Below are 25566 nucleotides of genomic sequence, written 5' to 3'. Positions count from 1 at the left end.
AAGCCACCTTTTTCACTCATCGCAGCCTATCAAATATCGCGATGTTCAAAGAGCCTCAGGCCGCTTCACCGTCCGATTGCTGGCGGTTCCAAAGTTGAGCGTACCGACCCGACCTTGCCAGAAGTTGATCATGCGAACCCTGTTCGATGATCTCTCCGGCCTCCAGAACCACAATCTGATCGGCCTCGGCGATGGTGCTCAGACGATGCGCGATGGTGATCACCGTCCGCCCCTCACCTGCTCGGGCCAGGGCATCTTTGATGTCCTGCTCAGTATCCGTATCCAGCGCCGAGGTCGCCTCGTCCAACAGCAGGATCGGTGGGTTCTTCAGCAAGGTGCGTGCTATTCCGACACGTTGCTTTTCGCCACCGGAAAGCTTCAGGCCACGCTCGCCTACCTTGGTGTCATACCCTTCGGGCAATGAGGCAATAAAATCGTGAATCTGCGCCGCCTTGGCCGCTGCTTCGACCTCGTCCATGGTGGCACCGTCGCGGCCATAGGCAATGTTGTAGCGGATCGTGTCATTAAACAGCACCGTGTCTTGCGGGACGACACCGATGGCGGCATGCAGGCTGGTCTGGGTCACGTCGCGAATGTCCTGACCATCGATCTTCAGCGCCCCTTTGGTCACGTCGTAGAACCGGAACAAGAGCCGCCCGATGGTCGATTTACCCGACCCTGTCGCCCCCACAATGGCCACGGTTTTCCCAGCCGGGACAGTCAGGGACACGCCCTTGAGGATTTCACGCTCGGGATCATAGCCAAAATGCACGTCCTCAAGCGTGACTTCGCCGCCGTTTACCTTCAGATTCGGCGCGCAGGCCTTGTCTGTGACTTCGGCGGGTTGTTCAAGCAGGTCGAACATTTGCCCCATATCGACCAAGGATTGCCGGATTTCCCGATAGACCGTACCAAGAAAGTTCAGCGGCACGGTAATCTGGATCATGTAGGCGTTGACCATGACAAAATCGCCCACAGTTAGGTTGCCGTTTTGTACCCCGATTGCGGCCAGAACCATCACACCAATCAGGCCGCAGGTGATCAGGAAGGATTGTCCGAAGTTCAGAAATGCCAATGAATAGGCCGTCTTCAGCGCAGCCGCTGCATAGGCCTTCATCGACACGTCGTACCGTTCAGCCTCGCGGGTTTCGGCGTTGAAATACTTGACGGTTTCAAAGTTTAGCAAGCTGTCGATGGCGCGCTGGTTGGCCTCGGTGTCCTGATCGTTCATCTCACGCCGCAGCTTCACGCGCCATTCGGTCACGGCAAAAGTAAACCAGATGTACAGACCAATGGTGACGGCAACGACAACCAGGTACCAGACATTGAACAGCCACATCAGGATGATGGCGACCAGCAGCAGCTCCAGAATAAGCGGCCCGATCGAGAACAGCAGGAACCGCAGCAGGAACTCAACCCCTTTGACGCCCCGTTCGATGATACGGCTCAGCCCGCCAGTGCGACGCGTCACGTGATAGCGCATCGATAGGTTGTGGATGTGTTGAAACGTCTCAAGCGCCAGCGCCCTTAAGGCGCGTTGTCCGACGGGGGCAAAGGCGGCATCCCGCAATTGCTGAAAGCCCACCGTCATCATTCGCGCCACGCCGTACGCCACTGTCAATCCAACTGCGCCCAGCGCCAATGGCGGCACACCCTCGCCCGCCAGCGCGTCAACAGCGCCTTTGTACAGAATGGGCGTATAAACCGCGATCAGCTTGGCCAGAACAAGCATACCCATGGCTATGACGACGCGACGCTTTACCCACGGCTCGTCGTCGGGCCAGAGATAGGGGGCAACCTTGCGGATCGTCCGCCAGCCCGAGCTGCGTTCGTCATCCGACACCATGTCATCTGAAGTCCTAGGAGATGTGCGTCTCATCACGTGCCTTGTCTGCGGTCAGAGTTAGACCTCTGCCCATAAAAGGCCAGAAGGGCTGATTATTCCGGGATTGTAAAGATTTGCCCGGGATAGATCAGATCCGGATCGCGGATCAAGTCACGATTGGCTTCGAACAGCCGCACATATAAGACCCCGTCGCCAAATCGATCACGTGAGATGGCCCATAGCGTGTCGCCCTGCTGCACCGTGACAGACCGGATTGCAGGGGTCGCTTGAGGCGTATCTGCCTGAGCCGTGCCCGTTGCGGCCTGAAGAACGTCAAGTGGTTCGCGTTTGAACGGAGTTTCGACCCGGCTAAGGACCGTCCCGTCCGTGTTTACCGCATCTACCCGGAGCGTGTAGACGCCTGGGTCAATTCCCTCCAGATCGCTGCGCCAGGATCCATCTTGTTCCGGGGCAAGGTCCGCGACCAGACGATTGTTCAGGTACAACCGAATGGCGGTCCCATCCTGAACGCGCCCTGTCAGCTGCACATCGCCCGTTTCGGAATATCCGATCGTGTCCAGTGCGACCTGCTCGGGTGGGGTATCCCGCACGACCGGGGGCTGCACCAGCTCAACGCCCTCTTCGCCAGATCGCAGCACGGCGACCTGCTGATCCTGCTGTGGGGCTTCATCGGTCAGTTCAGCAGTTTCAACTGTCGCAGCCCCGGGCTCTGACGTTTCAGGTTCCGAGACGTCTGCCGCAGCGTCAGCATCGGGCTGGGTCTCGTCGACTGTGGCCACCTGCTCCTGCGCGTCCTCAGATGCGCTCTGCTGGGCTTCGGGCGTCGTCTCGGCAACAGGTTCTTCTTTGATTGGCTTGGGCAAGGCGGCAATCAGATAGTCGTCGGATCGCGTTGCTTGCGCCCCGTCCGTGCTTTGCAACACAAGTCCCTGCGCGGTGTCGCTGAAGGGGATCGTCACAAATTCAGCAAACTGACCGCTGCCATCCACGGTAAAAGAATGTGCGACTTCGCCGTTCAGCAGAACTTCTATCTGACTGCCGGGTTCTGCGTCACCCGAAAGAAGCGCGGTGCCGTCAGTTTCTACAAAAATCTGATCCAGGACGGGAGGCGCGACGGGCGCAGGCGCAGGCGCAGCCACTTCCTCTGCAACTTCGGCGGCTTCCGTTTCAGCAGGTTCTTCCGCTTGCTCCGCCAGGTCTTCAGCAGGTGCGGGTGTTTCTTCTGACGACGCAGTATCCGGATTGGACGGCTCTGCGACAGTAACTTCATCCGCCTCTTTTGCTGCTTTCGGGGCCTCATCTGCTGGCTCTGAGATTGCTGGAACGGAAGCAGTTTCCTGCGGTGTGTTTGCGTCAGGTTCCGGTGCGTTGGTGAAGACGCCCGACAGGTACAAGCCACCTGCACCCAATACTGCAACAAGCCCTGCAATCACCCCCCAGATGAAATTGCCCGAGCTTTCGTTTCCCGAATTGGCGTTCATTCTTTTCCTTTCACTCCGCCCTACAAAAGCTTTTCGTTCAAAAGCTTTCCGGCGGACAGTTGAGGCAATCTATCAATCCCGCTATCACGGGTCAAAACCTCTGACACAACCCGGAGCCCTTCTTTCATGTCTCAGAAATCAGTGTGTGTGTATTGCGGGTCACGCAATGGTGCCGAGAAGTCTTATTCTGAAACTGCTAAGCACTTCGGCACGCTGCTGGCGCAGGAAGGCTGGCGGCTGGTTTATGGCGCCGGGGATGTGGGATTGATGGGCGAAGTGGCCCGTGCCGCGCAAAATGCCGGTGGTGAAACCTTTGGCGTCATTCCGGTGCATTTAGTTCAGCGTGAGGTCGGAAAGACCGATCTGACCCATTTCGTGATCACCGAGACGATGCACGAGCGCAAGAAGGTCATGATCATGAACGCCGACGCGGTGGTCGTTCTGCCCGGAGGGCCGGGCTCATTGGATGAATTGTTCGAAGCCCTCACTTGGCGTCAGTTGGGACTGCACGACAAGCCCATCGTCGTGGTGAACGTGAATGGCTATTGGGATGCGCTGCAGACGCTGCTGGGTCAGGTGATCGGACAAGGCTTTGCCGACGGGTCGCTGGCAGATTTCATCACATGGGTAGAAGATGCCGACGTGGCCATGGCCGCCTTGCGGAACAAGCTAAACTGACACCAGAAACGGTGCGGGCGGCAAAACCGCCCGACTTGTTGATCAGGCCAGTCGGGCCTTGGGTTGCAGGCTGTGGCGCACAACCTGCTCGACCTTGTGCAAGGGGTGATTGGTCAGGGTCTTGTTGACCTCGGCCACGACCTTGCCCAGCACTTCGCTGTGCAAACGGCGGCGCAGCAGACCCAGAACATGAGGGCTGGCCACAAGTACCAACCGGTCATAAGCGCCTTTCAGCCCTTTGCGATTTAACAAATTCGCCAGATCCTGCACAAACAGGGACTTTGCATGGGTCTTCCACGTTGGATCCTCAAGGGCCGATTTCTGCTTTGGCCCGCCATCGTTCCGGCGACCGGCGCGGTCAGTCGGCTTTGAGGCTGGGTTGTCCTGTTCCTCGACAGCGACGACGACAAGATTGGGATCGTCAGCATCGGTGATATTCTCCATCACCAGCGCTTTCTCTCCATCTGCAACAATAACCCAAGTTCCCTGTGTAAGTGCGACCATTGCGATCTCCTGTTAAGGTTGTTCTCTGGGTATCCCTCGACCTGCCGGACATACGGTTTGGTTGACGCACCAGCGGTGCGCAGCCCGGTCGTTGTTTAAATTGGTGTGCGGTTCTCTCCCTCCGCCCTACAAAGATGTGCATTGCAGAACGGCAAACAAGATGCGGTTGTGCCGAAAAGAAGCCCGTCGGCGGGATTTCACCGGCGGCTCATCATTCCTTTAGGCCGACATCTCTACGACGGTGATTTCGGGCGTCACGCCGAAACGCACCGGCAGGATGGAACATCCGATCCCCCCCGACACCACCAGATCACGCGCACCTTCGCGCACATGGCCATAAGCGAACCGGTTGCCAAACTTCGACGGCACCACGGGCGACCACCCAAACAGGCGCACTTGGCCGCCATGCGTATGCCCCGAAAGGGTCAGGGCCACCCGGTCTGGCACCTTAGGGAAAACATCCGGCTCATGTGCCATCATTACAACCGGAGCATCGTCGGTGATCTGCGCCAAAGTTCCTTCCAGATCGTCCAGCCCCTTCGGTTTACCGTTTCGCCAGATCGCCAGTTGATCCTCAAGCCCTGCCAGCCAGATGCCGGGGGCTTCGAGTTTCACGGCGGTGTTAGACAAAACCGAAATGCCGTTCTGTTGCAGAGTCTCGGTATAGCGATTGGGCCCCGCCCCACGACGCTGTGCTGGCTTGTCATCCCACCAGTCGTGATTGCCCAGCACGGTAAAGACACCGTTCTTTGCCTCTAGCCCCGCCAATACAGGTGCCAGATCCTGCATCTCGACGGTTTCAGAGACCCCTTTGTGGCTTGCGAAGAAATCGCCCAGCAGCAGGACAACATCGGGTGCCAATGCGTTTGTACGGCGCACAACCTGCCTTATGCGATCCAGACCAACATAGGGCTCACCCACGTGCAAATCCGACAGCACCGCGATCCTGAGCGGTGGCGCCGTCCAATCGTCCCGACGCACGCGCCATTTACGCACGCGCAGCCGCACTGCGGGTTCAATGAAAAACCCGTAGGCTGACGTGATGAGACCTGCAAGCGTCACCGCCAGCAGGCCCTTTATAAACCGACGTCGGTTCAATTCATTACATCCGCGATGCGACGTTTTCCCAGTTCACCAGATTGTCGAGGAAGTTCGACAGGTATGCCGGGCGCTTGTTGCGGAAGTCGATGTAGTACGAGTGCTCCCACACGTCACAGCCCAGCAGTGCGGTTTGGCCAAAGCACAGCGGGTTCACGCCATTCTCGGTTTTGGTCACGGCCAGCGAACCGTCCGCGTTCTTGACCAGCCACGCCCAGCCCGAACCGAACTGACCGGCACCGGCCGCGCTGAACTGCGATTTGAATTCGTCAACCGAGCCAAAGCTTTCGGTCAGCGCTTTTTCCAGTTCACCGGGCATCGCGTTGTCGCCAGGGCCCATCATTTCCCAGAACTGGTTGTGGTTCCAAAGCTGGCTGATGTTGTTGAAGATACCGTTTTGCGCCACTGCGTTTGCGTCATAGGTGCCAACGATGATCTCTTCCAGCGACTTGCCGTCCCATTCGGTGCCGGCGATCAGCTTGTTGCCGTTGTCGACATAGGCTTTGTGGTGCAGGTCGTGGTGATATTCCAACGTTTCCGCGGACATACCCTTGGCTGCCAGCGCGTCATGTGCATAAGGAAGATCAGGAAGTTCAAAAGCCATGTCGGCCCCCTGTTAAATTAAAGTTGCGGTTCCCATCGGTTAAATGCTGTGGCAGCCGCCGCAGGTCAAGGGGCGAGACAATAAAACCCGGAGGTCCGCGATGCTGACACAGGCGCGCAAGATGTTTTACCGCGCCCGCGGATACTATGCAGGTACCCTGAACGGAGAGCCCTTTCACCTGGACCCGTATCATTCCAAATTCTGGCGCAAGGCGTCTGCGGGCCATTGGGAACCAGAAACCTTTGCGGTGCTGGACCGGTTCCTGTCGCCCGACAGCGACTATCTGGACATCGGGGCTTGGATCGGTCCCACAGTCCTGTACGGCGCACGAAACGCACGGCATGTGTGGTGCTTCGAACCCGACCCCACCGCGTACCGGCATCTGGCCTGGAATCTGGATCTGAATGACGTTCAAAACGTCTCGGCGTTTGGCGTCGCCCTGTCGGACCAGTTTGGCGTGGCGCGTATGGCCTCGGTTCGGGGCGAGCCGGGGGATTCCACAAGTTCGCTTCTGCACGACGGGGCGCATGGGTCTGATGCATTGACCATCGCGTGGGACCAGTTCGCGGCCGTAAATGATCTGTCCGGCGTGTCGTTGGTTAAGATGGATATTGAGGGGGCAGAGTTCTTTGTCTTACCAACCCTCGCACCGTGGCTCAAAGAACATCGCCCTGCCCTGTTTTTGTCGCTGCACGCTCCTTTGCTGCCCGAGGCTGAACGACATGACCGGGTGGCTGGGTTGTTGGAGGCGTTGGATTTCTACCCCTCTCTCTCGGATGACAAGATGCAACCGCTGAAACCGGCGGAGATTTTGAAGCCAGAGGGGTTAAACCGGTACCGCACAATCCTCTTGCAATAAAGGAACACCGGGGCCGGTATTCTAAAAACTTCAACGAATTGATCTTGCATCTTCTGGGTGTGCTGGATTGTTTGCACTCATCCGAAACCAAAAATAACTGGATGAAATGAAAAGATTTTTATTGACGATTGCCGCGCTTGCATTTGCACAAACCGCAGCGGCCGAAACCGTTACTTATGTATGTAAGATGACAAAACAGGACGCCCACGGCTGGATCGCGCCAGAGTACGGGTTCAAGATTGATACAGCCCAAGCGTCGGCACAGGCAGCCAGCTCTTACCAGGAATGGGAAGCGGCACAATTTAAAGATCGAGGCGCGAAAGGTTATCGTGTTGTCTGGAACTTAGATCAAACCATGGCCGCAGGCGGAAACGTTCGTGTTCGCTATCAGGCCAACCTCGAACCTTCCGATAAGTCCGTTACTGTGCGCATGGCCTTTTTGCATGGTAACTTTGCGAACAAACCATACGGTGTTGGCACTTGTAGTGTCCAAAGCTGAGAAAAGCCCCGTATGATCCGGGGCTTTTAACTTTCTATCAATAAACGCCAACCTCACTGCCCGGCTGCGCGGCAACCTTCAGCAATTTAAAGACGTAGTCCGCAGCGGAGCGGAAGCACACAACGCGGAAGGTCTGATCGTCGTCCATCCAGAATGCGCCAGCCACCTGCGCCAGACGCGAGCGACGGATTTGGCCGGGTTGGAAGGCTTCTGCCGACAGCTCAACCGGGGCCAGCTTGCCCAATACTTCACGCGCGCTGGCACCCGTGATGCTGAATACCGCACGCGCATCCGAGACGTTGACCGCCAGAGCATGCGTGCCGCTGAGCGCGTTGGTCATTGCGGCCAATTTGGCCTCGGCCTCGGCGTAAGGCACCAGCACCAGCAATTCATCGGTAGACATCCAAGCCACGCCGGTGTCGCCCTTGACCAAAGCCTCGCGCTGACCCGGCACTTTCTGCCCGGTTGCATCCTTGACGGCTTTGGCCAGAACCTTGTCGGACAGATCACCGCGCAGGGTGATCATGCCTTGCAGGCCACATTCCGCGATCTTGGCGATCCCGTCATAACTGGCGTGGTTCAGTGCGCTGATGGGTTCAGACATTCTGCTTCTCCCCGTCCTTGTCGAAGAAGATCGGGTCCACGATCTTGGCTTTGTAGGTTTTACCGTCGGTGCCCGGGAACTCGACAATCTCACCCATGCGATCCGGGCCGTGCTTGATCAAGCCCATGGCGATGCCTTTGCCCAGATTGGCCGAGTAATAGGTCGAGGTCACGCGCCCGATCATGTTGCGCTGACCGTTGGCGTTGACGCCTTCGCCCACCGCATAAGCACCGTCGGGAATGACAGAACCATCCACAGTCTCAAGACCGACCAGTTTCCAGCGCTCTGGATCGGTCATATGGCTGCGCGAATGGGCGCGTTTGCCCAAGTAGTCTTCTTTCTTTTTCGACAACGCCCAGTGCAGCCCCAGATCCTGCGGGATCACGGTGCCGTCGGTCTCGTCGCCGATCATGATAAAGCCCTTTTCGGCCCGCAGGATGTGCAGACATTCGGTGCCGTACGGCATCACTCCGAACTCTTTACCTGCCGCCATCAAGGCATCCCAGAACGCCTGACCTTGAGATGCGGGAACAGCGATCTCATAGGACAGCTCACCCGAGAACGAGATGCGATAGGCACGGCAATCGAAGTCACCGATCTTGCCATCGCGCCATTCCATGAATGGCAGCGCCTCTTTGCTGACATCCATGCCGCCCAGCTTCTCAAGCACCTTGCGCGCGTTCGGTCCGACCACGGCGACTTGCGCATATTGCTCGGTCACATTGGCGACGTAGACTTTCCAATCCCACCATTCGGTCTGCAGCCATTCTTCCATGTGACCATGGATGCGCTCGGCCCCGCCGGTGGTGGTGTGGCACAGCCAGGTGTCATCGTCGATCCGGGCGACAACGCCGTCGTCGATCAGGAAGCCGTTTTCCGAACACATCAGGCCATAGCGGCATTTGCCGACCTTCAGCGTGGACATCATGTTGGTGTACATCATGTCGAGGAACTTGCCTGCATCAGGCCCTTTGACGATCAGTTTTCCCAGTGTCGATGCGTCCAGCAATCCGAGGTTTTCGCGGGTGTTCTTCACCTCGCGGTTCACTGCGTCATGCACGGACTCACCGGGACGAACATAGGCATATGTCCGGCGCCAGTGGCCGACAGGTTCCCAATCGGCACCGTTCTTGTCATGCCAGTTGTGCATCGGAGTCTGACGGATCGGTTGGAACACTTCACCGCGCGCCTCGCCCCCGATCGCACCCATCGAAATGGGCGTATAGGGCGGACGGAAGGTGGTGGTGCCGACTTTGGGAATCTCTGATTCAAGTGCATCAGCAAGGATCGCCAAGCCGTTGATATTGCTCAGCTTACCCTGATCGGTCGCCATGCCCAGCGTGGTGTAACGCTTGGTGTGCTCGACGCTTTCATACCCTTCGCGCGCCGCCAGCTGAACGTCCGAGACTTTGACGTCGTTCTGGAAGTCGAGCCACGATTTAGCGCGCAGCTGGATTTCAGCATTGGCAGGCATCAGCCAAACAGCTTCCATCGGTGCCTCGGCAGTGGTTTCACCAACCGGGGCTTTGGTGCGTTTGGGCGTATGACCAACGGCCTTGCCCGCTGCTTTGCCTGCTGCGTCTGCGTCTTTCAGAACATCTGCCAGAGCCAACGGACCATTCGAGCTGCCAGTAGCAAGAACAAAGCCTTCACCATCAGCACCCAACGGTGGGCGATCAGGATCGGGGCGGAAATGCGCGTGCGCCTCGTCCCAGATCAGTTTGCCACCGCAATGTGACCACATATGCACAACCGGAGACCAGCCGCCTGACATGGCGACCGCATCGGCTTCGATCTCTTCGCGCGCGCCGCCGACACCCTCTTGGTTACAGATGGCAACCTTTTTGACGCGTTTACCGCCTTTGACCTTCGCGATGGCCTTGCCGGGATCAACGCGGATACCAAGGTCCCGCGCCTCTTGCGCCAGAGGGCCAGCAGATGCACGGGCGTCAACCACGCGCAGAACATCAACACCGGCCTGTTTCAACAAGATCGCGGTGCGATAGGCGTCGTCGTTGTTGGTGGCAACAATTACGCGCTCACCGGGTGTTACACCCCAGTTCACAACATAGTCGCGCATCGCAGATGCCAGCATCACGCCCGGCACATCGTTGCCCGCGAATGACAACGGACGCTCAATTGCGCCGGTGGCGGTGACAACCTGCTTTGCGCGGATACGCCACAACCGATGGCGCGGACCTTGAATGCCCGGAGTGTGGTCTGTCAGACGCTCATATCCCAGTACATAACCGTGGTCATAGACGCCCGCACCCATGCAGCGCGCACGCATGGTAACGTTGCCCATTGTTTCGAGTTCGGAAACTAATTGTTCCACGAACTTATCCACAGGCTCGCCATTCACCGTACCACCGTCAACCGGAGCGCGACCACCCCAATGCGCCGTCTGCTCGATCAGCAGAACCTTGGCACCGGATTGCGCAGCCGTTTTGGCGGCCTGCAGCCCGGCGATACCACCGCCGATCACCAAAACATCGGTGAAGGCATAGAAGTGTTCATAGGTGTCCGCGTCGCGGCTGTCTTTGTCAGGCGCTTTGCCCAGACCGGCAGATTGGCGGATGAAGGGCTCGTAGACGTGTTTCCAGAACGGTTTCGGATGGATGAACGTCTTGTAATAGAAACCGGCGGGCAGGAACCGCGCCAACGCCGTGTTCACTGCACCGATGTCGAACTCGAGGTTCGGCCAGTGGTTCTGAGAGATTGCGTTCAGACCGTTGAACAACTCGGTTGTTGTCGCGCGCTGGTTCGGTTCGAAACGATTGCCCTGCCCCAGACCAACCAAAGCGTTCGGCTCTTCCGCACCGCTGGCGACAACGCCACGCGGCCGGTGGTACTTGAAGGAACGGCCCATCATCATCTGATCATTGGCCAGCAGCGCCGAGGCGAGCGTATCGCCTTCATAGCCCTGCATCGCAGTGCCGTTGAACGTAAATGTGACCTTTTTCGACCGGTCAATCAGCCGGCCCTGTTTTGCGAGACGGGTGCTCATGGTGCGGACCTTTCGCAGGTGGAGGCGTCAGAGCCTCCGGCGGGAGTATTTTTGAAAACGTGAATCATACGGAGAACTCTCTCCATGACCATCCGGGGCGCTTGGCGGTGATGGCGTCCTTGATCTCTTGCGGCGGCTCGGTGGTCTGGGCCGGATAGGTGCCGAAAACTTCGAGCGTTTGTGTGCAGCGCGCGGTGTGGAACCACTTGCCACAGCCGTTGGCATGGCGCCAGCGTTCAAAGTGAACACCTTTGGGGTTTTCACGCATAAACAGGTAGTCGTGGAATTCATCATCCGACGAACCGGGGCCATAGCGCTTCAGATGCGCTTCGCCACCGGCTGTCAGTTCGGTTTCTTCGGCATCGACGCCGCAGTATGGGCAGTTCAGGATCAGCATGTTGTCATCCTTTTGGCGGTTGGCCGGCGCGGAAGCCGACCTGAATTCTGTTGTTTGGCAACCCTGGGCAGACGCTTTAGTGCGCCACCCCAGCAGCGACGCTTTCGTCGATGAAGCGGCCCTCTTTGAAGCGGTCGAGAGTAAAGGATTCGGTTAGCGGCGAATGGCCGGTGGCCATCAGCTGTGCCATGCCCCAGCCGGACCCCGGGATCGCCTTGAAGCCGCCTGTCCCCCAACCACAGTTGATGAAACAGCCACCTAGCGGTGTCTTGGACAAAATCGGGGACCGGTCGCCGGTCATATCCACGATCCCACCCCATTGACGCAGCATTTTCAGGCGCGAGATCATGGGGAAGGTCTCGACCAAAGCGCGGACGGTTTCCTCGATGTGATGGAACGATCCGCGTTGTGTGTAGTTGTTGAACCCGTCGGTGCCGCCACCGATCACCATCTCACCCTTGTCGGACTGAGACATATAGCCGTGCACGGTGTTCGCCATCACAACCACATCCATGCAGGGTTTGATCGGTTCCGACACCAGTGCCTGCAATGCAATCGCTTCAAGCGGCAAACGGAAACCCGCCATTTCGGCCAGTTGACCGGAATGGCCGGCAACGACGATGCCCAGCTTGTCACAATCGATGGCGCCTTTGGTGGTGTCGACGCCAACCACTCGGCCGTTATCCGATCGGACGCCGGTGACTTCACATTGCTGAATGATGTCCATCCCCATGGCAGAACAGGCACGGGCATAGCCCCAGGCCACAGCATCGTGACGCGCGGTGCCGCCGCGTTCCTGCCACAACGCGCCCAGAACCGGATAGCGCGGACCGTCCAGATTAATGATCGGCACCAGTTCCTTGACGCGCTCGGGCGTAATCCATTCAGTTTTCACGCCCTGCAAAGCGTTGGCATGGGCCGTGCGTTGATAACCGCGAATCTCGTGCTGTGTCTGCGCCAGCATCATCACGCCACGCGGGCTGAACATGATATTGTAGTTCAGGTCCTGGCTCAGGTCCTCGTAGAGGCCCCGCGCCTTTTCATACAGCGCCGCCGACGGATCTTGCAGATAGTTGGACCGAATGATCGTGGTGTTGCGACCGGTGTTACCGCCGCCCAGCCAGCCTTTTTCGATCACTGCGACATTCTGAATGCCGTAGTTCTTGCCAAGGTAATACGCGGTCGCCAGACCGTGCCCGCCTGCACCGATGATGATGACGTCATATTTCTTCTTGGGTTCGGGTGAACGCCAGGCGCGTTCCCATCCGGTGTGATAGCGCAGAGCTTCCCGCGCCACAGCAAAGGCTGAATAATGTTTCATGTGCGAATCCATCCGGTTCGGTGATTGGGCGCAGATATGCCGTGTAGGTGCAGTTTACCCGTGCCGTGCAACGCCGCAATATCGCACTATTGCGACATGTCGTTCATTCGCGGCCATTTGTCCCTTTTGTCGGGCGGCGCGTAGGTCTAAGTCAGGACAGCATCTTCGGAGGGACCATGACGTTCTGGGTTCTGATTTTCATTGTCGCGCTTCTGATTGCGGCTTTCCTTTGCTTTACCTTGCTGCGCAACCGCCGCGCGGAAAAGCCTGCAGCCGCATATGACCTTGAGGTATACCGCGAACAATTGGCGGGGGTTGATAAAGACCTTGCGCGCGGCGTGATTGGCGAGGCAGACGCCGAACGGGTTCGCACCGAAATCTCTCGTCGCATTCTGGCTGCGGACGAGAATTTGAAAAAGGGCGGTGCCGCGTCTGGCCCGTCGCGGGCTGTGTCCATCGTGTCGGTGGTGGTGATCGCGCTGATCCTGATCGGTGGAGCGATGGCGCTGTATGATCGGACCGGTGCCGTCGGTTTGCCGGACATGCCACTGACGGCTCGGTTGGAGCTTGCCGAAGATGTCCGGGCCAACCGACCACCCCAAAACGCCGCCGAGCAACTGGCGACTCCGCCCCAGCCTGCACAGCTGGACGAAAGCTATGCGGCGCTGCTGAAACAACTGCGAGATACTGTCGCCAACCGTCCAAATGATCTGCAGGGCCAGATGCTGTTGGCACAACACGAAACAAATGCAGGTAATTTCAAGGCAGGATACACCGCACAGCAAAAGGTAATCGAACTGTCCGGTGATGCGGCAACTGCGGACGCCTATGCCGATCTTGCCGAAATGATGATCCTTGCGGCTGGCGGCTATGTATCGCCCGAAGCGGAACAAGCCCTGACAGAGGCATTGAACCGAAATCCACGCCACGGGCCCGCCCGGTATTATTGGGGGCAAATGCTGGCGCAGGTCGGACGGCCCGATCTGGCCTATCGCATGTGGGTGCAAACCTTGCAGGACGCCCCAAGCGGCACGCCCTGGGCCGGGGCCATTCGGGCGCAACTGGATGAGCTTGCTTTCCGTGCAGGTGTCTTCAATGCACCCGACCTGAGTGCAGCGCCAGGTCCAAGCCAGGACGACGTGAATGCCGCCGCCGAATTGACCCCTGAAGAACGGCAAGAGATGATTCAGGGGATGGTGAACCAACTGTCTGACCGACTGGCAACCGAAGGCGGCGCGCCCGAAGAGTGGGCTCGCCTGATTGCAGCATTGGGCGTTCTGGGACAGGGCCAACGGGCCATCGACATTCACAAAGAGGCCATGCAAGTCTTTGCCGGGAATTCCGAAGCGCTTGAAATCCTTGACGCAGCCGCGTTGCAGGCCGGGATTGCCCAATGATCCATGACGTCTTTGAAGAGTTCGCTGCGGCGTTGTCGCCGATGACCGCATTGATGGGTCTCGATCTTGGCGAAAAGACAATCGGTGTTGCCGTCTCTGACCGGATGCGCGGCGTGGCAAGTCCGTTGGAAACTGTTAGGCGCAAGAAATTCACGTTGGATTCCGCTCGTCTGATTGAGATCGTGACCGACCGTGAGATCGGCGGCATACTGTTGGGATTGCCAAAAAACATGGATGGGTCCGAAGGCCCACGTTGCCAGTCAACGCGGGCTTTTGCGCGAAACTTGTCACGTTTGACGGATCTGCCAATCGGTTTCTGGGACGAGCGGCTCAGCACGGTTGCGGCAGAAAAAGCACTGCTTGAGGCGGATACGACACGAAAACGTCGCGGACAGGTTATTGATCACGTTGCTGCCGGTTATATCTTGCAAGGGGCGCTGGACAGGCTGCGCTTTTTGTAACCAGGTCGGAGACCGTCAATGACGAATATGGTGTGGAAACGGAATGAGGTCGAAAGCCCTTGCGTCCAGATCTGCGTTGTTCATCCGACCGAACGCATCTGCACGGGCTGCTATCGCACGATCGACGAAATCACGCGCTGGTCCAAAATGGACAGCTCTGAACGTGCCGACATCATGGATGATCTGCCCTCGCGCAAACCACGGCTTGCCAAACGGCGCGGCGGACGAGCAGCCCGACTGAACGGCTCCTGAGCTATCAGCCCACTTTTTTTCGCGCTTTGGTTTGAGCGTGCCCGCCCCTGACCGGGATCGGTTTGCGCAATTCCTTGCGGAACAAAACAGTCATCTCTGATCGCGTCGCCTTGTCGTGCCGAACAGCTTCGCGTTTTTGTGTCACGCGCCGGTTGTCCGACGTGCTGCGGTTAAGAAATCTTCCTATCAGACCTTTAAGTGCCATTTCAGAATTCCCGCTTTAAAAAACAATGTCGCTGCGGGTCGAATTCGAGCTCCGAGGGTTCAAGCTCTTGAACGTGACTGTTCTACGTGAGTGGTGACCCGCAGCGACAAGGCGTGGCTAAAGGTGTTTCCCGAAAAAATTAGGGGGAAAACACGCGGGTTCTGATCTTTTTTGACGCGTCGATCAATAAAAACCTAAAATGACGCAAAATTCCCTAACGTCACAATTTGGCTCAGCCGACGTGGCAAAAGGCGAATAATCCGCGCGATCCCGGAAAAACCGCCTGTGGATTGCGAATCGCTACGGAGTTTGCGGGCAAAAAAAGCGGTCAAAAGTTGACCGCCATCTTTTGAATCCCGCCAGAAACTAACCTGTCGCCAGCCAGTTTTTAGCGTTGTCGAACTCTTCAGACGAGAAGAACTGAGTGCGCGTGCCCAGAACATGACTGGCAACCTTCTGGGCCATATGCTGCCAGCTTTTGTCCCCTACAATGGCCGCCCGGTCCAACAGACCGATATGGCGGCTGGCCAACCGAAAATGCGCAGCCAGGGCAGACAACCCCTGCCAGCCGTCAAATTCCCGCAGGTCAATCAACAGGCGAAAACCGGCGCGATTCTGAAGCAATACGTCCAGATCACGCTCTGCCTGCTTGTACTCCTCGGGGTCCAGCTTGCCCAACAGACTGATCTGCACACAAGGCCCGCCCAGATCTGTCAGGTGTATCGATCCCAGCGACTCGCGCATCCAACGGCGGGCTGCTTCCAGATCGGCCAGGTCAAATAATTGCACAGGGCACGGCAAGATCGGGGCTGCCAGTCGAATACTGGTCTGCACCCATCCCTGATCGGCAACTACGGCGATCCGGTCAAAGCCACGCCAATGACTTAGACCCAGCTTCGTGTCAGACCAGGCCGCACCCAGATCATATCCTTTGAACTCGGGCTGCACGATGGCCAGCAGACGCACCGAGTCATGCTCGGCCAGCGCGGCTTCAATCGCGGGGACCAGAGTGTTGGTGTAGTCGGCGCTAGTAACCTGCCCCGACAATTCGACTTCAATCAGTGCGCCATCTGAATTCGTATGGACCGTAATCATCCGTCAAAACCTCCAAAGCCAAATAGTGACAGGAGGTTAGGCAGATTCGATCCATTCGGCTACACCCCCGGCGCATTCGGGGCGGAAATAGGCAATCATCCGTCCATCTGGCCCTGCCGTCGCCGCGTCGGCCCAAGGTGCAACACCGTGCAAACAATGGCGATGCAACAGATAGGCTTCGCCGGGCTTGGCGGGCAATTCAATCCGTGGACAAGTCTCGAACACCTCGTGACGCGCGGCCTGGTAGATGTCGGTTACATCAACTTCGTGCAGCGTCTCGTTTGACGTGCCATTCAGCGCATCCCTGAACGCAGCGCCCAGAATGTGGTGGCTGCCTTCCCACAACACCATAGGCGATGCATCTGGGCTGGCCTCGGTCAGGGGAATGCCCAATATCCACGCATGAGGCTCATCCACGCGTCGGCGACGATCTGGTCCCATCGGACGCAAACCATCCACATGGGCCGCATCCCGGTTCCGGCGATATCGGGTCGCGGCCTCATTCTCACCACGACGCGGGCGCGGGTAGCCCGGATAAATGATCGACACCTGCCCTTTGTGCAGGGGTAAATCGCCATAACGTTCGCGAATAAACGACACCGCCTGCCCAGCCAGAGGCGCAGACTGACCAACCCTGCCCTGCGTGTCATTGGGCAGCGCATCTACGCCGATGAACCATGTCCCTTCACAGTCTAACCATTCCGCATGAGCCGGGTCTGAAGTCGAGGCACGGGCTGCGGGCAACGCATGGCTGACCCACTCGGCCAGTGATGGGTCATAGGCAAACTTTACCCAACCCTTGGCCCAAAAATCACTCATAGGCCAATTGCCTTCCGCAGCATGTTCAGCGCCACCAGCGTCAGAAACACGGCGAAGACCCGTTTTAAGGGTTTCGGATCCATCGCGTGCGCCAGTTTCACACCCCAGGGTGCAGTGATCATCGTCATCGCAACAACAACGGCAAAGGCCACAAGATTGACCGCCCCGATGGTCAGCGGAGGGCGGTGTTCGGGCGCGATCTCAAGAAACAGAAAGCCGACGACCGACGGCACCGCGATGATCACACCAAAGCCTGCCGCTGTTGCGACCGCACGGTGGATCGGGGTGTTATAAAGGCTCATCAGCGGAACACCAAAACTGCCACCCCCGATCCCCATCAGAACCGAAAGACAGCCTACCATGGGCGACAGTATTGCCCTTTTGATCCCCCCCGGCATGACATCGCCCAGCCGCCATTGAGAACGGCCCAGCCCAAGATACGCGCCAATCACCATACCCAGAACGCCAAACAGGGCCTGCAGGGCCTCGGTCCGCAGGGCAGAGGCAACCAGAACACCGATGACCGCACCGATGACGATACCCGGGCCCCAGCCACGCAATATATCCCAATCCACGGCTCCCTTTTTGTTATGCGCCATAACCGAGCGAACCGATGTCACAATGATCGTGGCAAGCGACGTCGCCAAACACAGCTGCATCAGTTGCGGGCCGCCATAGCCAAGGGTTTGGAACGCATAAAAGAACGCGGGGACAAGGACGATACCTCCGCCGACTCCCAGCAACCCGGCCAGAACGCCTGCAAGCGCCCCGATCACAAGCAAAAGGCCCAACATCTGGGCCAGCAACATCGTTTCGGGCATTGTTCCCCCTGCTTGTTACGCCTCTGCCATCGGCGCAACGTGGTTCAGCGCCTGCAACATCACTTTTGGCCCGGCCTCTTTGTGAACGGCCCCTTCGGACAATGCACGCCGCCACGCGCGGGCGCCGGGGCGACCGGCAAAAAGACCGAGCATATGACGCGTGATCTGGTGCAAGCGTCCACCTTTGGCAAGGTGCTGATCGACATAGGGCACCATTTGTTGAACGATCGCAATCGGATCCCGCGCGTCTCCAACACCAAAGATACGCGGGTCGGCCTCAGACAGGATGTCTCCTGGTTGGTGATAGGCGGCACGTCCGATCATCACCCCGTCCAGACCTGCGTCCAAATGAACCTTCGCCTCGTCCAACGAATTGATGCCACCGTTTATTGAGATATGAAGGTCGGGAAACGCCGCCTTCACCCGGTGCACCAAATCATAATCCAAAGGCGGAATGTCCCGGTTTTCTTTGGGGCTGAGCCCTTGCAACCAGGCCTTGCGCGCGTGGATAGTCACCCTTTGACAGCCCGCGCTGCGGATCTGATCCAGAAACGCAGGCAAAACCTCCTCGGGGTTTTGGTCGTCCACCCCGATGCGGCACTTGACGGTCACGTCTATGTCCACCGCTGCGCGCATTGCAGACACGCAATCGGCGACGCGGCCCGGATCCTTCATCAGAACCGCGCCAAAGGTGCCCGATTGCACCCGGTCCGACGGGCAACCGCAATTGAGGTTGATCTCATCGTACCCGGCCTCGGCCCCCAGCCGCGCCGCTTGCGCCAGCTCTTCCGGGTCTGACCCGCCCAATTGCAAAGCCACGGGATGTTCGTCTTGGGAATACTCCAGCAGATGCATCGCGCCTCCCCGCACAAGTGCCGGGGCCGTCACCATCTCGGTAAAAAGCAAAGTCTCGGCGCTAAGCAGACGATGAAAAAACCGACAATGTCGATCGGTCCAATCCATCATGGGCGCCACGCTTAAACGCGCTGCTTTTTGTGATTTATTTTTCAAAGCGCTAGCTCCACACAGCTTTGAACTTCTTTGTGTACAAGCCCCTTGGGTTTTGCTGTGTTTCCGCAAATTGTCCAAGGATCTCGATTCGAGTGTCCTTGGGGTGTAGCACATCCAGAAGGCGCGAACAGCAGACGGATAGCTGCTAAGCACCGGGCCCAAGGATTGACCCTGTTTCTGACACGGTTTTTGCAACTCTCGCCAATGCCGTCCGGACATCGGTGGGCCCCGGACATCCTAGACCGTGATAATGCAGCGCCGTTACATGATACCGGTCAATCCCTTTGTCACACAAGTACCTAAAGCTCAGGGATCGGGCCATAGGGCATGACTTTTGCAGGGCGCGGAGCCGCCTCAGTTTTCACTTGCTTGTTCATTTTCCAAAGACTTTCAAACGGTTTCCGACACCCGGATGCGATGCTTATAGAGGTGATCGTAGTGGGGCTTCATCCGACGATGGACGCGACGCACACGTTCCGGAGCATCTGCCACTTCGATATATTTACGTTTTTGCGGCGTCAGGCCGGTGGATTGCGCCAGATTGGCGTGGAACGAGCCGCCATCCCACCAACTGTGCTCGGACGGGTCGCCGCCCGCTTCCCAGGTTAGCGCCTCTGGGATGAAGGGAATGCCAACGGAGTCGCAGAACGCCTTGGTCATGTCATGGGGGTTTTCCAGCAAGTCGTCACTGTCAACAACCGGGGGGGTCTTGCCGTCGTTCAGCGCCGTCAGCAGGTCGAACAGCGCCCGCTGCTCGGGGAAGCCAACCTCCAGCTCATCGAAATCCGGCCATTTGTTGTACATGGACGAAATCGTCTTTGCCGGGTCGCGGATCAGGAACGCATGGATGAAATGCGACAGAAACTCAGGATCCCACATGTGGTTGATATAATGCGGGAAGTCTTTGATGAAGACCGGGCCTTTTTCGGCACGGGCTTTGATATCGTCCCACACGCTTTCCAGAGTGAGGCCGGGGGTCGTGACCTCACCCTCTTTGTAGCGCGGCCACATTGGGTCTTCACCTTGGTACCAGGCTTCGCCGAAAGGTTCGTGCAGGCAATCCAGATCGCCACGCTGGCGCATCATCCATTCAAACGCGGTCGAGGTAGAGCGGGGTATCGCCCAAAGAGCTACAATCTTGTGCATTCGCTTCAGTCTTTCAGTGAGGAGAGCAGGCTGCCCTGCTGGGTTTCCGGGGCCAGGCCCAGGGTTTTGAAGATGCGCCAGTAGAGCGCAGTGTCATGGCCGATGACCGGCTTGCCGAGGCGTTCTTCCAACTCGACCTCATAGTGAACCGGACGTTGCGCAATTCCGTCAGACGGACGGCGGTAATTGCTCATCCCGTTGATCAGATAGGCATCCACATTGGGGGCTTTGTCGGCGGTATAATCGAAGGACTTGTAAATCAGCTCTTCGTCAAAACACCAAATGCAATCATCGACCGCCTCTTGGCTGTCGAACCAACCCTGATCAAAGAAGTTGCCGGCCCAGACCACGTCGAACCCGGCTTCTTTCAGAAATCCTACAGTTCCTTGATACCATGTGTCCCTGTGATAGCAGGCGTTGAGCGCAACCTTTTCGACATTCTGATCCCGCAGCGCCTCGACCATCGAATAACCAGACATGTGAAACGGCGTTTCGTACTTGTCGCTCAGCATTTCGATATGTTGGCGGATGCCCTCAACACCCAGACCACTGGCGTGCACCCAGTTCGAACCGACCTGCCCGCAGACGTCAGCGCCGTTGTTGGCCATACATTCCATGTATTCTTCCAGCAGGCCAAAGTTCTTTTTACGCTGATCAAGGCGATGGGCGTAGTCCGGCACGTGAAGCATACGCCCGTGAACGCCCACACTGCGCGGAGCCATGCGCAGGAAGTCCGACGGGGCTGCATCAAAGTCATGCGGAGGGCAAGTGAAGCCCACCTGATGCGGGAACAGTTTAACCTTGGGGTTTTCCCACTTGGGCGGCTTTACGTAGGTGTTCATCGCTCTTCTTTTCCATTGGAGAATTCTAGCCGAGAGTTAGACCTGTTTCGCCTAATTTTCCTATTGCTTTTTTGTGCCTCTAATCATATCGAAATTGATATGACGTCCCGTATGTATAACCTGCCATCAACAAGTTCTCTGATTGCGTTTGAGGCGGTGGCGCGGTTACAGGGGTTTGCGCGAGCAGCCGAAGAACTTAATACCTCTCAGCCTGCAATCAGCCGTCACATCCGCAATCTGGAAATTCGTTTTGGGGCGGATCTTTTTCACAGGGACAGAACACCGATTTGCCTGACGGCTAAAGGAAGCTTGTTCTATGCCGGAGTCGTTCAGGGATTTGACGCATTACAAAACGCGGTTCGGGATCTTGAGCGCGTCGAAAATCGGGTCACACTGGTGTGTTCGCATTCGGTGTCGCATCTGTTGCTCATGCCACGCTTCGGAAAACTCCGGCAGGCGTTGGGTCGCAATGTCGAGCTACGTTTTATGACATCGGCGTACAATCTGGTTCAGGCTGCTGTTGAGACAGGCGGTGATATCGTTTTTGAATACTCTGCATCACCGCCGGAGCACGAACATGTCGTTGTTTGCAAGGAAGAAATTAAGCCCGTTGGAACGCCCGAAAATGTTGCCAGAGCGAAAGACGCATTGCGGGGCAAGTGCGAACCGCCACCGCTTTTGAAGCTTCAAAAGGAAAACTATGGTTGGATGGACTGGTCCGACTGGCAAAGCGCGCATCCCGACTATGCCAATTGGCCGATTTCGGAAGAGTTCGATAGCTATGTCTATTTGTTGGAAGCCGCTGCTTCCGGTGAGGGGCTTGGCCTTGGGTGGCGCAGCTTTGTCGATGCCTATCTGGACCGTGGTGATCTGGTTGAAATGCCCGATGACTGGTATTCAAGAGAGACGATTATTTATGCCAGGCTGACCCGCTACGGGCAACAGAACCCTATCGCTCGAAAATGCCTCAAACTGCTGGAGAACCTTTAGCAAAATCACCGCTGGCACATGACTTTATGGCAAACAAATTGGGTTTAAGCACCGTATCGCAACGCAAGCCCTCAAGATGGGCAGTGTGAGGCGGAAAACAGACTTGTGGACAGAAACCCCTGCCCTCGTAAAAATACGTCAGATCAATCACGGTTTGAGGCAAAAGAAACGCCGTACCTGCTGATCATCATCTCGACACTGTTTTCGATCGTTTGCGCCATTTCCGATTCGCTAAGCGTTCCACCCGTGAACATCAGCGGCCAAAAAGCACGCGCCTTTATCAGACCGACAAACTCGATCCCCGCGCGTTCGGGATCATCGACCTGCAACTGCCCGTCCTCGGCCGCATCCTTCAACATCGCAATAAAGGTCTGGGTCTTGTCCAGTTTCCCTTGAACCTTCGCCGCAAGTTCAGGGTTGCGCAAAGTTTCGCTGACCACCATCCGCGCCATGGCGATCACGTCGGGATGCATCAGAATCCGCCCCTCGGCCCAGGCCAGTTCAGTCAATTGCTCACGAATATCGCGGCCTTTTTCATACCGGATTTCCAGAACTTCGGCAAAACGGCTGGACAGCTCAACAACGATAGAGCGAAAAAGATTGTCCTTGCTTTCGAAATACTTATACAGCGTACGCTTGGACACTTCTGCCCGAGCTGAAATTCGATCCATACTGGCCGCAGCAAAACCCTTTTCCTGGAATTCGGCCACAGCAGCTTCGATGATCTGTGCGTACTTGGACGCATTCGGTGTGCTGCATTCGTTCATATCAGAGCTATAGACCCATTGACGGGGAGCGGTCAAACCCTAGGTAAACGCAAGAGTTTACAAGGGCGCAAATCTGTGCCACTAGTAAACCCGCCAGTTTACCACTCTGGGAACCAGCGCTAACAGGAGAGGCCCCAATGTCCTTAACTTTGAAACTAAACGGCAAGACCCATGAGGTTGATGCCGAACCCGGCACGCCCTTGCTGTGGGTGATCCGGGACGAGTTGAAGCTGACCGGAACCAAATTCGGATGTGGCGTTGCGTCGTGCGGCGCGTGCACCGTGCATTTGAATGGCGAGCCTGTCCGCTCGTGCCAGACTTACATCGAAGACGTCGAAGACGCCGAAATAACCACAATCGAAGCGGTTGGCGACGACAATATCGGTGCTGCTGTTCAACAGGCATGGGTCGAGCTGGATGTGGTTCAATGCGGCTATTGCCAATCGGGTCAGGTGATGTCAGCGGTGGGGCTGCTTTCGGAAAATCCCGACCCCTCTGCGGAAGAGATCGACGATTACATGGCTGGCAACGCGTGCCGCTGCGCCACCTATCAACGCATCCGCGCCGGTATTCAGCGCGCGTCTGAAATCCTGGAGGCCTGATTCATGACCATCAACACTTCCCGCCGTGGATTTCTGAAAGGTGCTGCCGCTGCTGGTGCCGTCCTGCTGGTTGGCGCTCGTCCTGATGGCTCGCTTGCTGCCACAACAACGGAAAGCGCACAGTTCAATCCGTTCGTGAAAATTGACGCCGATGGCACAGTAACAGCTATCGTTAAGCACTTTGAGATGGGCCAAGGACCAGCGACCGGCCTGCCCACTTTGATTGCCGAGGAAATCGGCCTGCGCATGGACCAAATCGCGTATGAATTTGCGCCGTCCAATGCACAGGTTTACGCCAATATGGCGTTCGGTCAGGCACAAGGCACCGGCGGGTCGACCGCCATGGCAAACTCTTGGCAACAATACCGTCAGGCCGGAGCCGCAGCGCGCGAAATGCTGATCAACGCCGCCGCTCAGGCTTGGAGCGTGGATGCATCGGGTGTGACCATCGAAGAGGGCATCGTCAAAGCAGGCGACAAGTCGGCACCGATTGCCGAATTTGTTGCAGCGGCTGCACAACTCGAAGCGCCAGCCGAACCGCAGCTTAAAGACCCGTCAGAGTTTCGCCTGATCGGCAACGAAGCCGTGCGCCGTAAGGATTCGGCGATCAAAGGCAATGGCCAGGCCATTTACGGCATGGACCTGCACCTGCCCAACCAAATGGTTGCGATGATCAAACGTCCAGACGCTCGCGGTGGAACGGTCAAGAGTTTTGACGACAGCGGGTCACAGCAAGTCAAAGGTTTCATCAACGCAGCGACCCTGCCGAACCAGGCCGGTGTGGCTGTCTATGCCGAAAACACATGGGCGGCTATTCAGGCGCGTGAAGCGCTTGAGGTTGAATGGGATGTTTCCGCTGCCGAAACCCGCAGTTCTCAGCAAATTGAGGAAGAGATCCGCGCCGCTTTGGACGCTGCGCCTCAGTACAACGTCAACGGGGCGGACGCGACCGAAGTTGCAGCAAAGATCGACGGTGCCGACACAGTTCTGGAGAAAACGTTCTACTTCCCGCTGCTGGCACATGCACCGATGGAACCGATGAACTGCACCATCGAACAGGCAGAGGACGGTACGATTGTGCTGCACGACGCGGCGCAGATTCCTACCATCGTACATTTCGCCCTGGCCGCAGTCTTTGAATTGCCGCCCGAGAAAATCCAGATCAACACCCTGTTGGCCGGTGGTTCTTTTGGGCGCCGCGCAACACCGGACGCAGATTATCAGGTCGAGGCGGCGTTGGCCTTTGTGCTCACAGATCGCGCCCGCCCGGTGAAGCTGGTTTGGACACGTGAAGATGATATCCGCAGCGGCTATTACCGCCCGGCGTTCGGCCACAAGGTTCGGATTGGACTGGACGGTCAAGGCGACATCGTCGGATGGCAGCACCAGGTCGCAGGCCAGTCCATCATGAAAGGTACACCCTTCGAAGCGGTATTGGTTCATGACGGCATTGATCACAGCTCGATCGAAGGTATCGCGGACAGCCCTTATGCAATTCCCGGTATGGCCTTGGGGTTAACGGACACACCAAAAGCAACCTCGCTTCTGTGGTGGCGGTCTGTGGGGCACACCCACACGGCCTATGTCATGGAAACCATGATGGATCTTGCCGCTCAGAGCGCGGGACGCGATCCGGTAGAGTTCCGCTTGGCTCATTTGTCCGACAGCAGCAATCCTGACCAGCAGCGCAAGGCGGCCGTGTTGAAGCTGGCTGCGGAAAAGGCTGGCTGGGGAACCCGTCGTGAGGGCCGGGCATTAGGTGTTGCGGTTCACAAGTCTTTTGGGTCTTACGCAGCTGAAGTGGTCGAGATTTCGGGCGATCCGGAAAGCGGCATCAAGATCGAAAAGGTCACTTGCGCCGTGGATTGTGGCATTGCCGTGAACCCCGATACTGTGCGCGCCCAGATGGAAGGTGGCATTGGATACGGCATTGGCCATGTGATGCGTGACCAGATCACACTGACCAGCGGAGCGGTAGATCAGAGTAATTTCCCTGACTATGAACCGCTTCGCATTGGCGATATTGCCGCGATCGACGTGCATATCATGCCGTCCGCCGAGGCACCGACTGGTGTTGGCGAACCCGGCACTCCGCCTTCGGCGCCGGCGCTGGCCAACGCGATCCACGCCTTGTCGGGCGTTCTTGTTGCGCAACTGCCGATGGAAGAGAACGGCGTTAGTTTTGCATAAATAGCTTTGCCCCGCGCCGGGTCACACCAGCGCGGGGCTTGGCCTTGGTCTCCTGATCTAAAATTTGATC

At 57.4% G+C, this 25566-nt stretch carries 25 protein-coding genes; 9 read left to right on the top strand and 16 right to left on the bottom strand.

From position 1 onward, the window contains the following. Positions 1 to 55: 55 nt before the first annotated feature. On the bottom strand, positions 56 to 1846 hold the full coding sequence (locus ACR3EH_RS16405; protein WP_216601660.1) for an ABCB family ABC transporter ATP-binding protein/permease: 1791 nt from the start codon (positions 1844 to 1846) through the stop codon (positions 56 to 58). Between the two features lie 92 nt (positions 1847 to 1938). Then, positions 1939 to 3327: a LysM peptidoglycan-binding domain-containing protein gene (locus tag ACR3EH_RS16400; protein WP_171185920.1), complete on the bottom strand. Its 1389-nt coding sequence runs from the start codon at positions 3325 to 3327 to the stop codon at positions 1939 to 1941. 126 nt (positions 3328 to 3453) lie between these two features. On the opposite strand from ACR3EH_RS16400, the gene ACR3EH_RS16395 reads away from it, so the two are divergent. Then, positions 3454 to 4005 (top strand): LOG family protein, encoded by a 552-nt coding sequence (locus ACR3EH_RS16395; protein WP_171185923.1) that lies wholly within the window; start codon positions 3454 to 3456, stop codon positions 4003 to 4005. Positions 4006 to 4047: 42 nt separating this feature from the next. Here ACR3EH_RS16395 and ACR3EH_RS16390 read toward each other — a convergent pair whose 3' ends face one another. The 3 genes from ACR3EH_RS16390 to ACR3EH_RS16380 form a co-directional block, all read right to left on the bottom strand. Next, positions 4048 to 4509: a host attachment family protein gene (locus tag ACR3EH_RS16390; protein WP_171090811.1), complete on the bottom strand. Its 462-nt coding sequence runs from the start codon at positions 4507 to 4509 to the stop codon at positions 4048 to 4050. Between the two features lie 219 nt (positions 4510 to 4728). Continuing rightward, the gene (locus ACR3EH_RS16385; RefSeq protein WP_171185925.1) at positions 4729 to 5607 is read right to left on the bottom strand and encodes a metallophosphoesterase; all 879 of its coding nucleotides are present in this window, start codon (positions 5605 to 5607) and stop codon (positions 4729 to 4731) included. A 4-nt stretch (positions 5608 to 5611) separates the two neighbouring features. After that, the gene (locus ACR3EH_RS16380; RefSeq protein WP_170704218.1) at positions 5612 to 6211 is read right to left on the bottom strand and encodes a superoxide dismutase; all 600 of its coding nucleotides are present in this window, start codon (positions 6209 to 6211) and stop codon (positions 5612 to 5614) included. 100 nt (positions 6212 to 6311) lie between these two features. Here ACR3EH_RS16380 and ACR3EH_RS16375 point away from each other — a divergent pair, with 100 nt between their 5' ends. Further along, positions 6312 to 7070, top strand: coding sequence for an FkbM family methyltransferase (locus ACR3EH_RS16375; protein WP_171185930.1), 759 nt, complete (start codon positions 6312 to 6314; stop codon positions 7068 to 7070). Between the two features lie 106 nt (positions 7071 to 7176). Then, positions 7177 to 7569 carry a hypothetical protein gene (locus ACR3EH_RS16370; RefSeq protein WP_171185932.1) on the top strand — a complete coding sequence of 131 codons (393 nt, stop codon included), beginning with the start codon at positions 7177 to 7179 and terminating at the stop codon, positions 7567 to 7569. Positions 7570 to 7606: 37 nt separating this feature from the next. On the opposite strand, the gene ACR3EH_RS16365 is transcribed toward ACR3EH_RS16370, so the two are convergent. The 4 genes from ACR3EH_RS16365 to ACR3EH_RS16350 all read right to left on the bottom strand — a co-directional run bounded on the left by ACR3EH_RS16365 (position 7607) and on the right by ACR3EH_RS16350 (position 12898). Then, positions 7607 to 8173: a sarcosine oxidase subunit gamma gene (locus ACR3EH_RS16365; protein ID WP_171185934.1), complete on the bottom strand. Its 567-nt coding sequence runs from the start codon at positions 8171 to 8173 to the stop codon at positions 7607 to 7609. Next, positions 8166 to 11180 carry a sarcosine oxidase subunit alpha family protein gene (locus tag ACR3EH_RS16360; protein WP_171185935.1) on the bottom strand — a complete coding sequence of 1005 codons (3015 nt, stop codon included), beginning with the start codon at positions 11178 to 11180 and terminating at the stop codon, positions 8166 to 8168. Before ACR3EH_RS16360 ends, ACR3EH_RS16365 begins: the two co-directional genes overlap by 8 nt. A 64-nt stretch (positions 11181 to 11244) precedes the next feature. Further along, the gene (locus tag ACR3EH_RS16355) at positions 11245 to 11577 is read right to left on the bottom strand and encodes a sarcosine oxidase subunit delta (protein WP_171185937.1); all 333 of its coding nucleotides are present in this window, start codon (positions 11575 to 11577) and stop codon (positions 11245 to 11247) included. Between the two features lie 76 nt (positions 11578 to 11653). Then, positions 11654 to 12898, bottom strand: coding sequence for a sarcosine oxidase subunit beta family protein (locus ACR3EH_RS16350; protein ID WP_171185939.1), 1245 nt, complete (start codon positions 12896 to 12898; stop codon positions 11654 to 11656). Between the two features lie 176 nt (positions 12899 to 13074). On the opposite strand from ACR3EH_RS16350, the gene ccmI reads away from it, so the two are divergent. Genes ccmI through ACR3EH_RS16335 form a run of 3 tightly spaced genes read left to right on the top strand, consistent with a single transcriptional unit; the run spans position 13075 to position 15008 of the window. Continuing rightward, positions 13075 to 14295, top strand: a complete 1221-nt coding sequence (gene ccmI / locus ACR3EH_RS16345; protein WP_171676130.1) for a c-type cytochrome biogenesis protein CcmI — start codon at positions 13075 to 13077, stop codon at positions 14293 to 14295. Further along, positions 14292 to 14756 carry a Holliday junction resolvase RuvX gene (gene ruvX, locus ACR3EH_RS16340; RefSeq protein WP_171090829.1) on the top strand — a complete coding sequence of 155 codons (465 nt, stop codon included), beginning with the start codon at positions 14292 to 14294 and terminating at the stop codon, positions 14754 to 14756. Before ccmI ends, ruvX begins: the two co-directional genes overlap by 4 nt. An 18-nt stretch (positions 14757 to 14774) precedes the next feature. Continuing rightward, the gene (locus ACR3EH_RS16335; protein ID WP_171090831.1) at positions 14775 to 15008 is read left to right on the top strand and encodes a DUF1289 domain-containing protein; all 234 of its coding nucleotides are present in this window, start codon (positions 14775 to 14777) and stop codon (positions 15006 to 15008) included. Positions 15009 to 15579: 571 nt separating this feature from the next. Here the strand turns inward: ACR3EH_RS16335 and ACR3EH_RS16330 are convergent. The 6 genes from ACR3EH_RS16330 to ACR3EH_RS16305 all read right to left on the bottom strand — a co-directional run bounded on the left by ACR3EH_RS16330 (position 15580) and on the right by ACR3EH_RS16305 (position 20947). Further along, complete coding sequence (locus ACR3EH_RS16330; RefSeq protein ID WP_171185943.1) at positions 15580 to 16308, bottom strand: SpoIIAA family protein; 729 nt, start codon at positions 16306 to 16308, stop codon at positions 15580 to 15582. 36 nt (positions 16309 to 16344) lie between these two features. After that, a complete protein-coding gene (locus ACR3EH_RS16325; RefSeq protein ID WP_171185945.1) occupies positions 16345 to 17127 on the bottom strand; it encodes a hypothetical protein in 783 nt (260 codons plus the stop codon). Next, positions 17124 to 17948 (bottom strand): sulfite exporter TauE/SafE family protein, encoded by an 825-nt coding sequence (locus tag ACR3EH_RS16320; RefSeq protein ID WP_171185947.1) that lies wholly within the window; start codon positions 17946 to 17948, stop codon positions 17124 to 17126. The genes ACR3EH_RS16325 and ACR3EH_RS16320 overlap by 4 nt, the downstream gene beginning before the upstream one ends. 15 nt (positions 17949 to 17963) lie before the next feature. Further along, positions 17964 to 18959 (bottom strand): tRNA dihydrouridine(20/20a) synthase DusA, encoded by a 996-nt coding sequence (gene dusA, locus ACR3EH_RS16315; RefSeq protein ID WP_256368441.1) that lies wholly within the window; start codon positions 18957 to 18959, stop codon positions 17964 to 17966. Positions 18960 to 19349: 390 nt separating this feature from the next. After that, positions 19350 to 20105 (bottom strand): sulfotransferase-like domain-containing protein, encoded by a 756-nt coding sequence (locus ACR3EH_RS16310; protein ID WP_171185949.1) that lies wholly within the window; start codon positions 20103 to 20105, stop codon positions 19350 to 19352. Between the two features lie 5 nt (positions 20106 to 20110). After that, positions 20111 to 20947, bottom strand: coding sequence for a hypothetical protein (locus tag ACR3EH_RS16305; RefSeq protein WP_171090845.1), 837 nt, complete (start codon positions 20945 to 20947; stop codon positions 20111 to 20113). A gap of 111 nt (positions 20948 to 21058) precedes the next feature. On the opposite strand from ACR3EH_RS16305, the gene ACR3EH_RS16300 reads away from it, so the two are divergent. After that, positions 21059 to 21937: a LysR family transcriptional regulator gene (locus tag ACR3EH_RS16300; protein ID WP_171185950.1), complete on the top strand. Its 879-nt coding sequence runs from the start codon at positions 21059 to 21061 to the stop codon at positions 21935 to 21937. A gap of 143 nt (positions 21938 to 22080) precedes the next feature. Here the strand turns inward: ACR3EH_RS16300 and ACR3EH_RS16295 are convergent, their stop codons facing one another. Beyond that, positions 22081 to 22704 carry a TetR/AcrR family transcriptional regulator gene (locus ACR3EH_RS16295; RefSeq protein WP_171185952.1) on the bottom strand — a complete coding sequence of 208 codons (624 nt, stop codon included), beginning with the start codon at positions 22702 to 22704 and terminating at the stop codon, positions 22081 to 22083. A 137-nt stretch (positions 22705 to 22841) separates the two neighbouring features. On the opposite strand from ACR3EH_RS16295, the gene ACR3EH_RS16290 reads away from it, so the two are divergent. After that, positions 22842 to 23306: a (2Fe-2S)-binding protein gene (locus tag ACR3EH_RS16290; RefSeq protein WP_171676132.1), complete on the top strand. Its 465-nt coding sequence runs from the start codon at positions 22842 to 22844 to the stop codon at positions 23304 to 23306. Between the two features lie 3 nt (positions 23307 to 23309). After that, the gene (locus ACR3EH_RS16285; RefSeq protein ID WP_171647664.1) at positions 23310 to 25496 is read left to right on the top strand and encodes a xanthine dehydrogenase family protein molybdopterin-binding subunit; all 2187 of its coding nucleotides are present in this window, start codon (positions 23310 to 23312) and stop codon (positions 25494 to 25496) included. The last annotated feature ends 70 nt before the right edge of the window (positions 25497 to 25566 follow it).

Source organism: Ruegeria sp. BG7, from assembly GCF_056535685.1.
The sequence above is the reverse complement of the archived record's forward strand: the minus strand, read 5'-3'. Positions and strand labels throughout refer to the sequence as shown.

What these genes read in the sequence shown, in the direction of transcription:
- ACR3EH_RS16405 (WP_216601660.1), bottom strand. Translation starts at nt 1,846, where the DNA reads ATGGTGTCGGATGACGAACGCAGCTCGGGCTGGCGGACGATCCGCAAG.
- ACR3EH_RS16400 (WP_171185920.1), bottom strand. Translation starts at nt 3,327, where the DNA reads ATGAACGCCAATTCGGGAAACGAAAGCTCGGGCAATTTCATCTGGGGG.
- ACR3EH_RS16395 (WP_171185923.1), top strand. Translation starts at nt 3,454, where the DNA reads ATGTCTCAGAAATCAGTGTGTGTGTATTGCGGGTCACGCAATGGTGCC.
- ACR3EH_RS16390 (WP_171090811.1), bottom strand. Translation starts at nt 4,509, where the DNA reads ATGGTCGCACTTACACAGGGAACTTGGGTTATTGTTGCAGATGGAGAG.
- ACR3EH_RS16380 (WP_170704218.1), bottom strand. Translation starts at nt 6,211, where the DNA reads ATGGCTTTTGAACTTCCTGATCTTCCTTATGCACATGACGCGCTGGCA.
- ACR3EH_RS16375 (WP_171185930.1), top strand. Translation starts at nt 6,312, where the DNA reads ATGCTGACACAGGCGCGCAAGATGTTTTACCGCGCCCGCGGATACTAT.
- ACR3EH_RS16370 (WP_171185932.1), top strand. Translation starts at nt 7,177, where the DNA reads ATGAAAAGATTTTTATTGACGATTGCCGCGCTTGCATTTGCACAAACC.
- ACR3EH_RS16365 (WP_171185934.1), bottom strand. Translation starts at nt 8,173, where the DNA reads ATGTCTGAACCCATCAGCGCACTGAACCACGCCAGTTATGACGGGATC.
- ACR3EH_RS16360 (WP_171185935.1), bottom strand. Translation starts at nt 11,180, where the DNA reads ATGAGCACCCGTCTCGCAAAACAGGGCCGGCTGATTGACCGGTCGAAA.
- ACR3EH_RS16355 (WP_171185937.1), bottom strand. Translation starts at nt 11,577, where the DNA reads ATGCTGATCCTGAACTGCCCATACTGCGGCGTCGATGCCGAAGAAACC.
- ACR3EH_RS16350 (WP_171185939.1), bottom strand. Translation starts at nt 12,898, where the DNA reads ATGAAACATTATTCAGCCTTTGCTGTGGCGCGGGAAGCTCTGCGCTAT.
- ccmI (WP_171676130.1), top strand. Translation starts at nt 13,075, where the DNA reads ATGACGTTCTGGGTTCTGATTTTCATTGTCGCGCTTCTGATTGCGGCT.
- ruvX (WP_171090829.1), top strand. Translation starts at nt 14,292, where the DNA reads ATGATCCATGACGTCTTTGAAGAGTTCGCTGCGGCGTTGTCGCCGATG.
- ACR3EH_RS16335 (WP_171090831.1), top strand. Translation starts at nt 14,775, where the DNA reads ATGACGAATATGGTGTGGAAACGGAATGAGGTCGAAAGCCCTTGCGTC.
- ACR3EH_RS16330 (WP_171185943.1), bottom strand. Translation starts at nt 16,308, where the DNA reads ATGATTACGGTCCATACGAATTCAGATGGCGCACTGATTGAAGTCGAA.
- ACR3EH_RS16325 (WP_171185945.1), bottom strand. Translation starts at nt 17,127, where the DNA reads ATGAGTGATTTTTGGGCCAAGGGTTGGGTAAAGTTTGCCTATGACCCA.
- ACR3EH_RS16320 (WP_171185947.1), bottom strand. Translation starts at nt 17,948, where the DNA reads ATGCCCGAAACGATGTTGCTGGCCCAGATGTTGGGCCTTTTGCTTGTG.
- ACR3EH_RS16310 (WP_171185949.1), bottom strand. Translation starts at nt 20,105, where the DNA reads ATGCACAAGATTGTAGCTCTTTGGGCGATACCCCGCTCTACCTCGACC.
- ACR3EH_RS16305 (WP_171090845.1), bottom strand. Translation starts at nt 20,947, where the DNA reads ATGAACACCTACGTAAAGCCGCCCAAGTGGGAAAACCCCAAGGTTAAA.
- ACR3EH_RS16300 (WP_171185950.1), top strand. Translation starts at nt 21,059, where the DNA reads ATGTATAACCTGCCATCAACAAGTTCTCTGATTGCGTTTGAGGCGGTG.
- ACR3EH_RS16295 (WP_171185952.1), bottom strand. Translation starts at nt 22,704, where the DNA reads ATGAACGAATGCAGCACACCGAATGCGTCCAAGTACGCACAGATCATC.
- ACR3EH_RS16290 (WP_171676132.1), top strand. Translation starts at nt 22,842, where the DNA reads ATGTCCTTAACTTTGAAACTAAACGGCAAGACCCATGAGGTTGATGCC.
- ACR3EH_RS16285 (WP_171647664.1), top strand. Translation starts at nt 23,310, where the DNA reads ATGACCATCAACACTTCCCGCCGTGGATTTCTGAAAGGTGCTGCCGCT.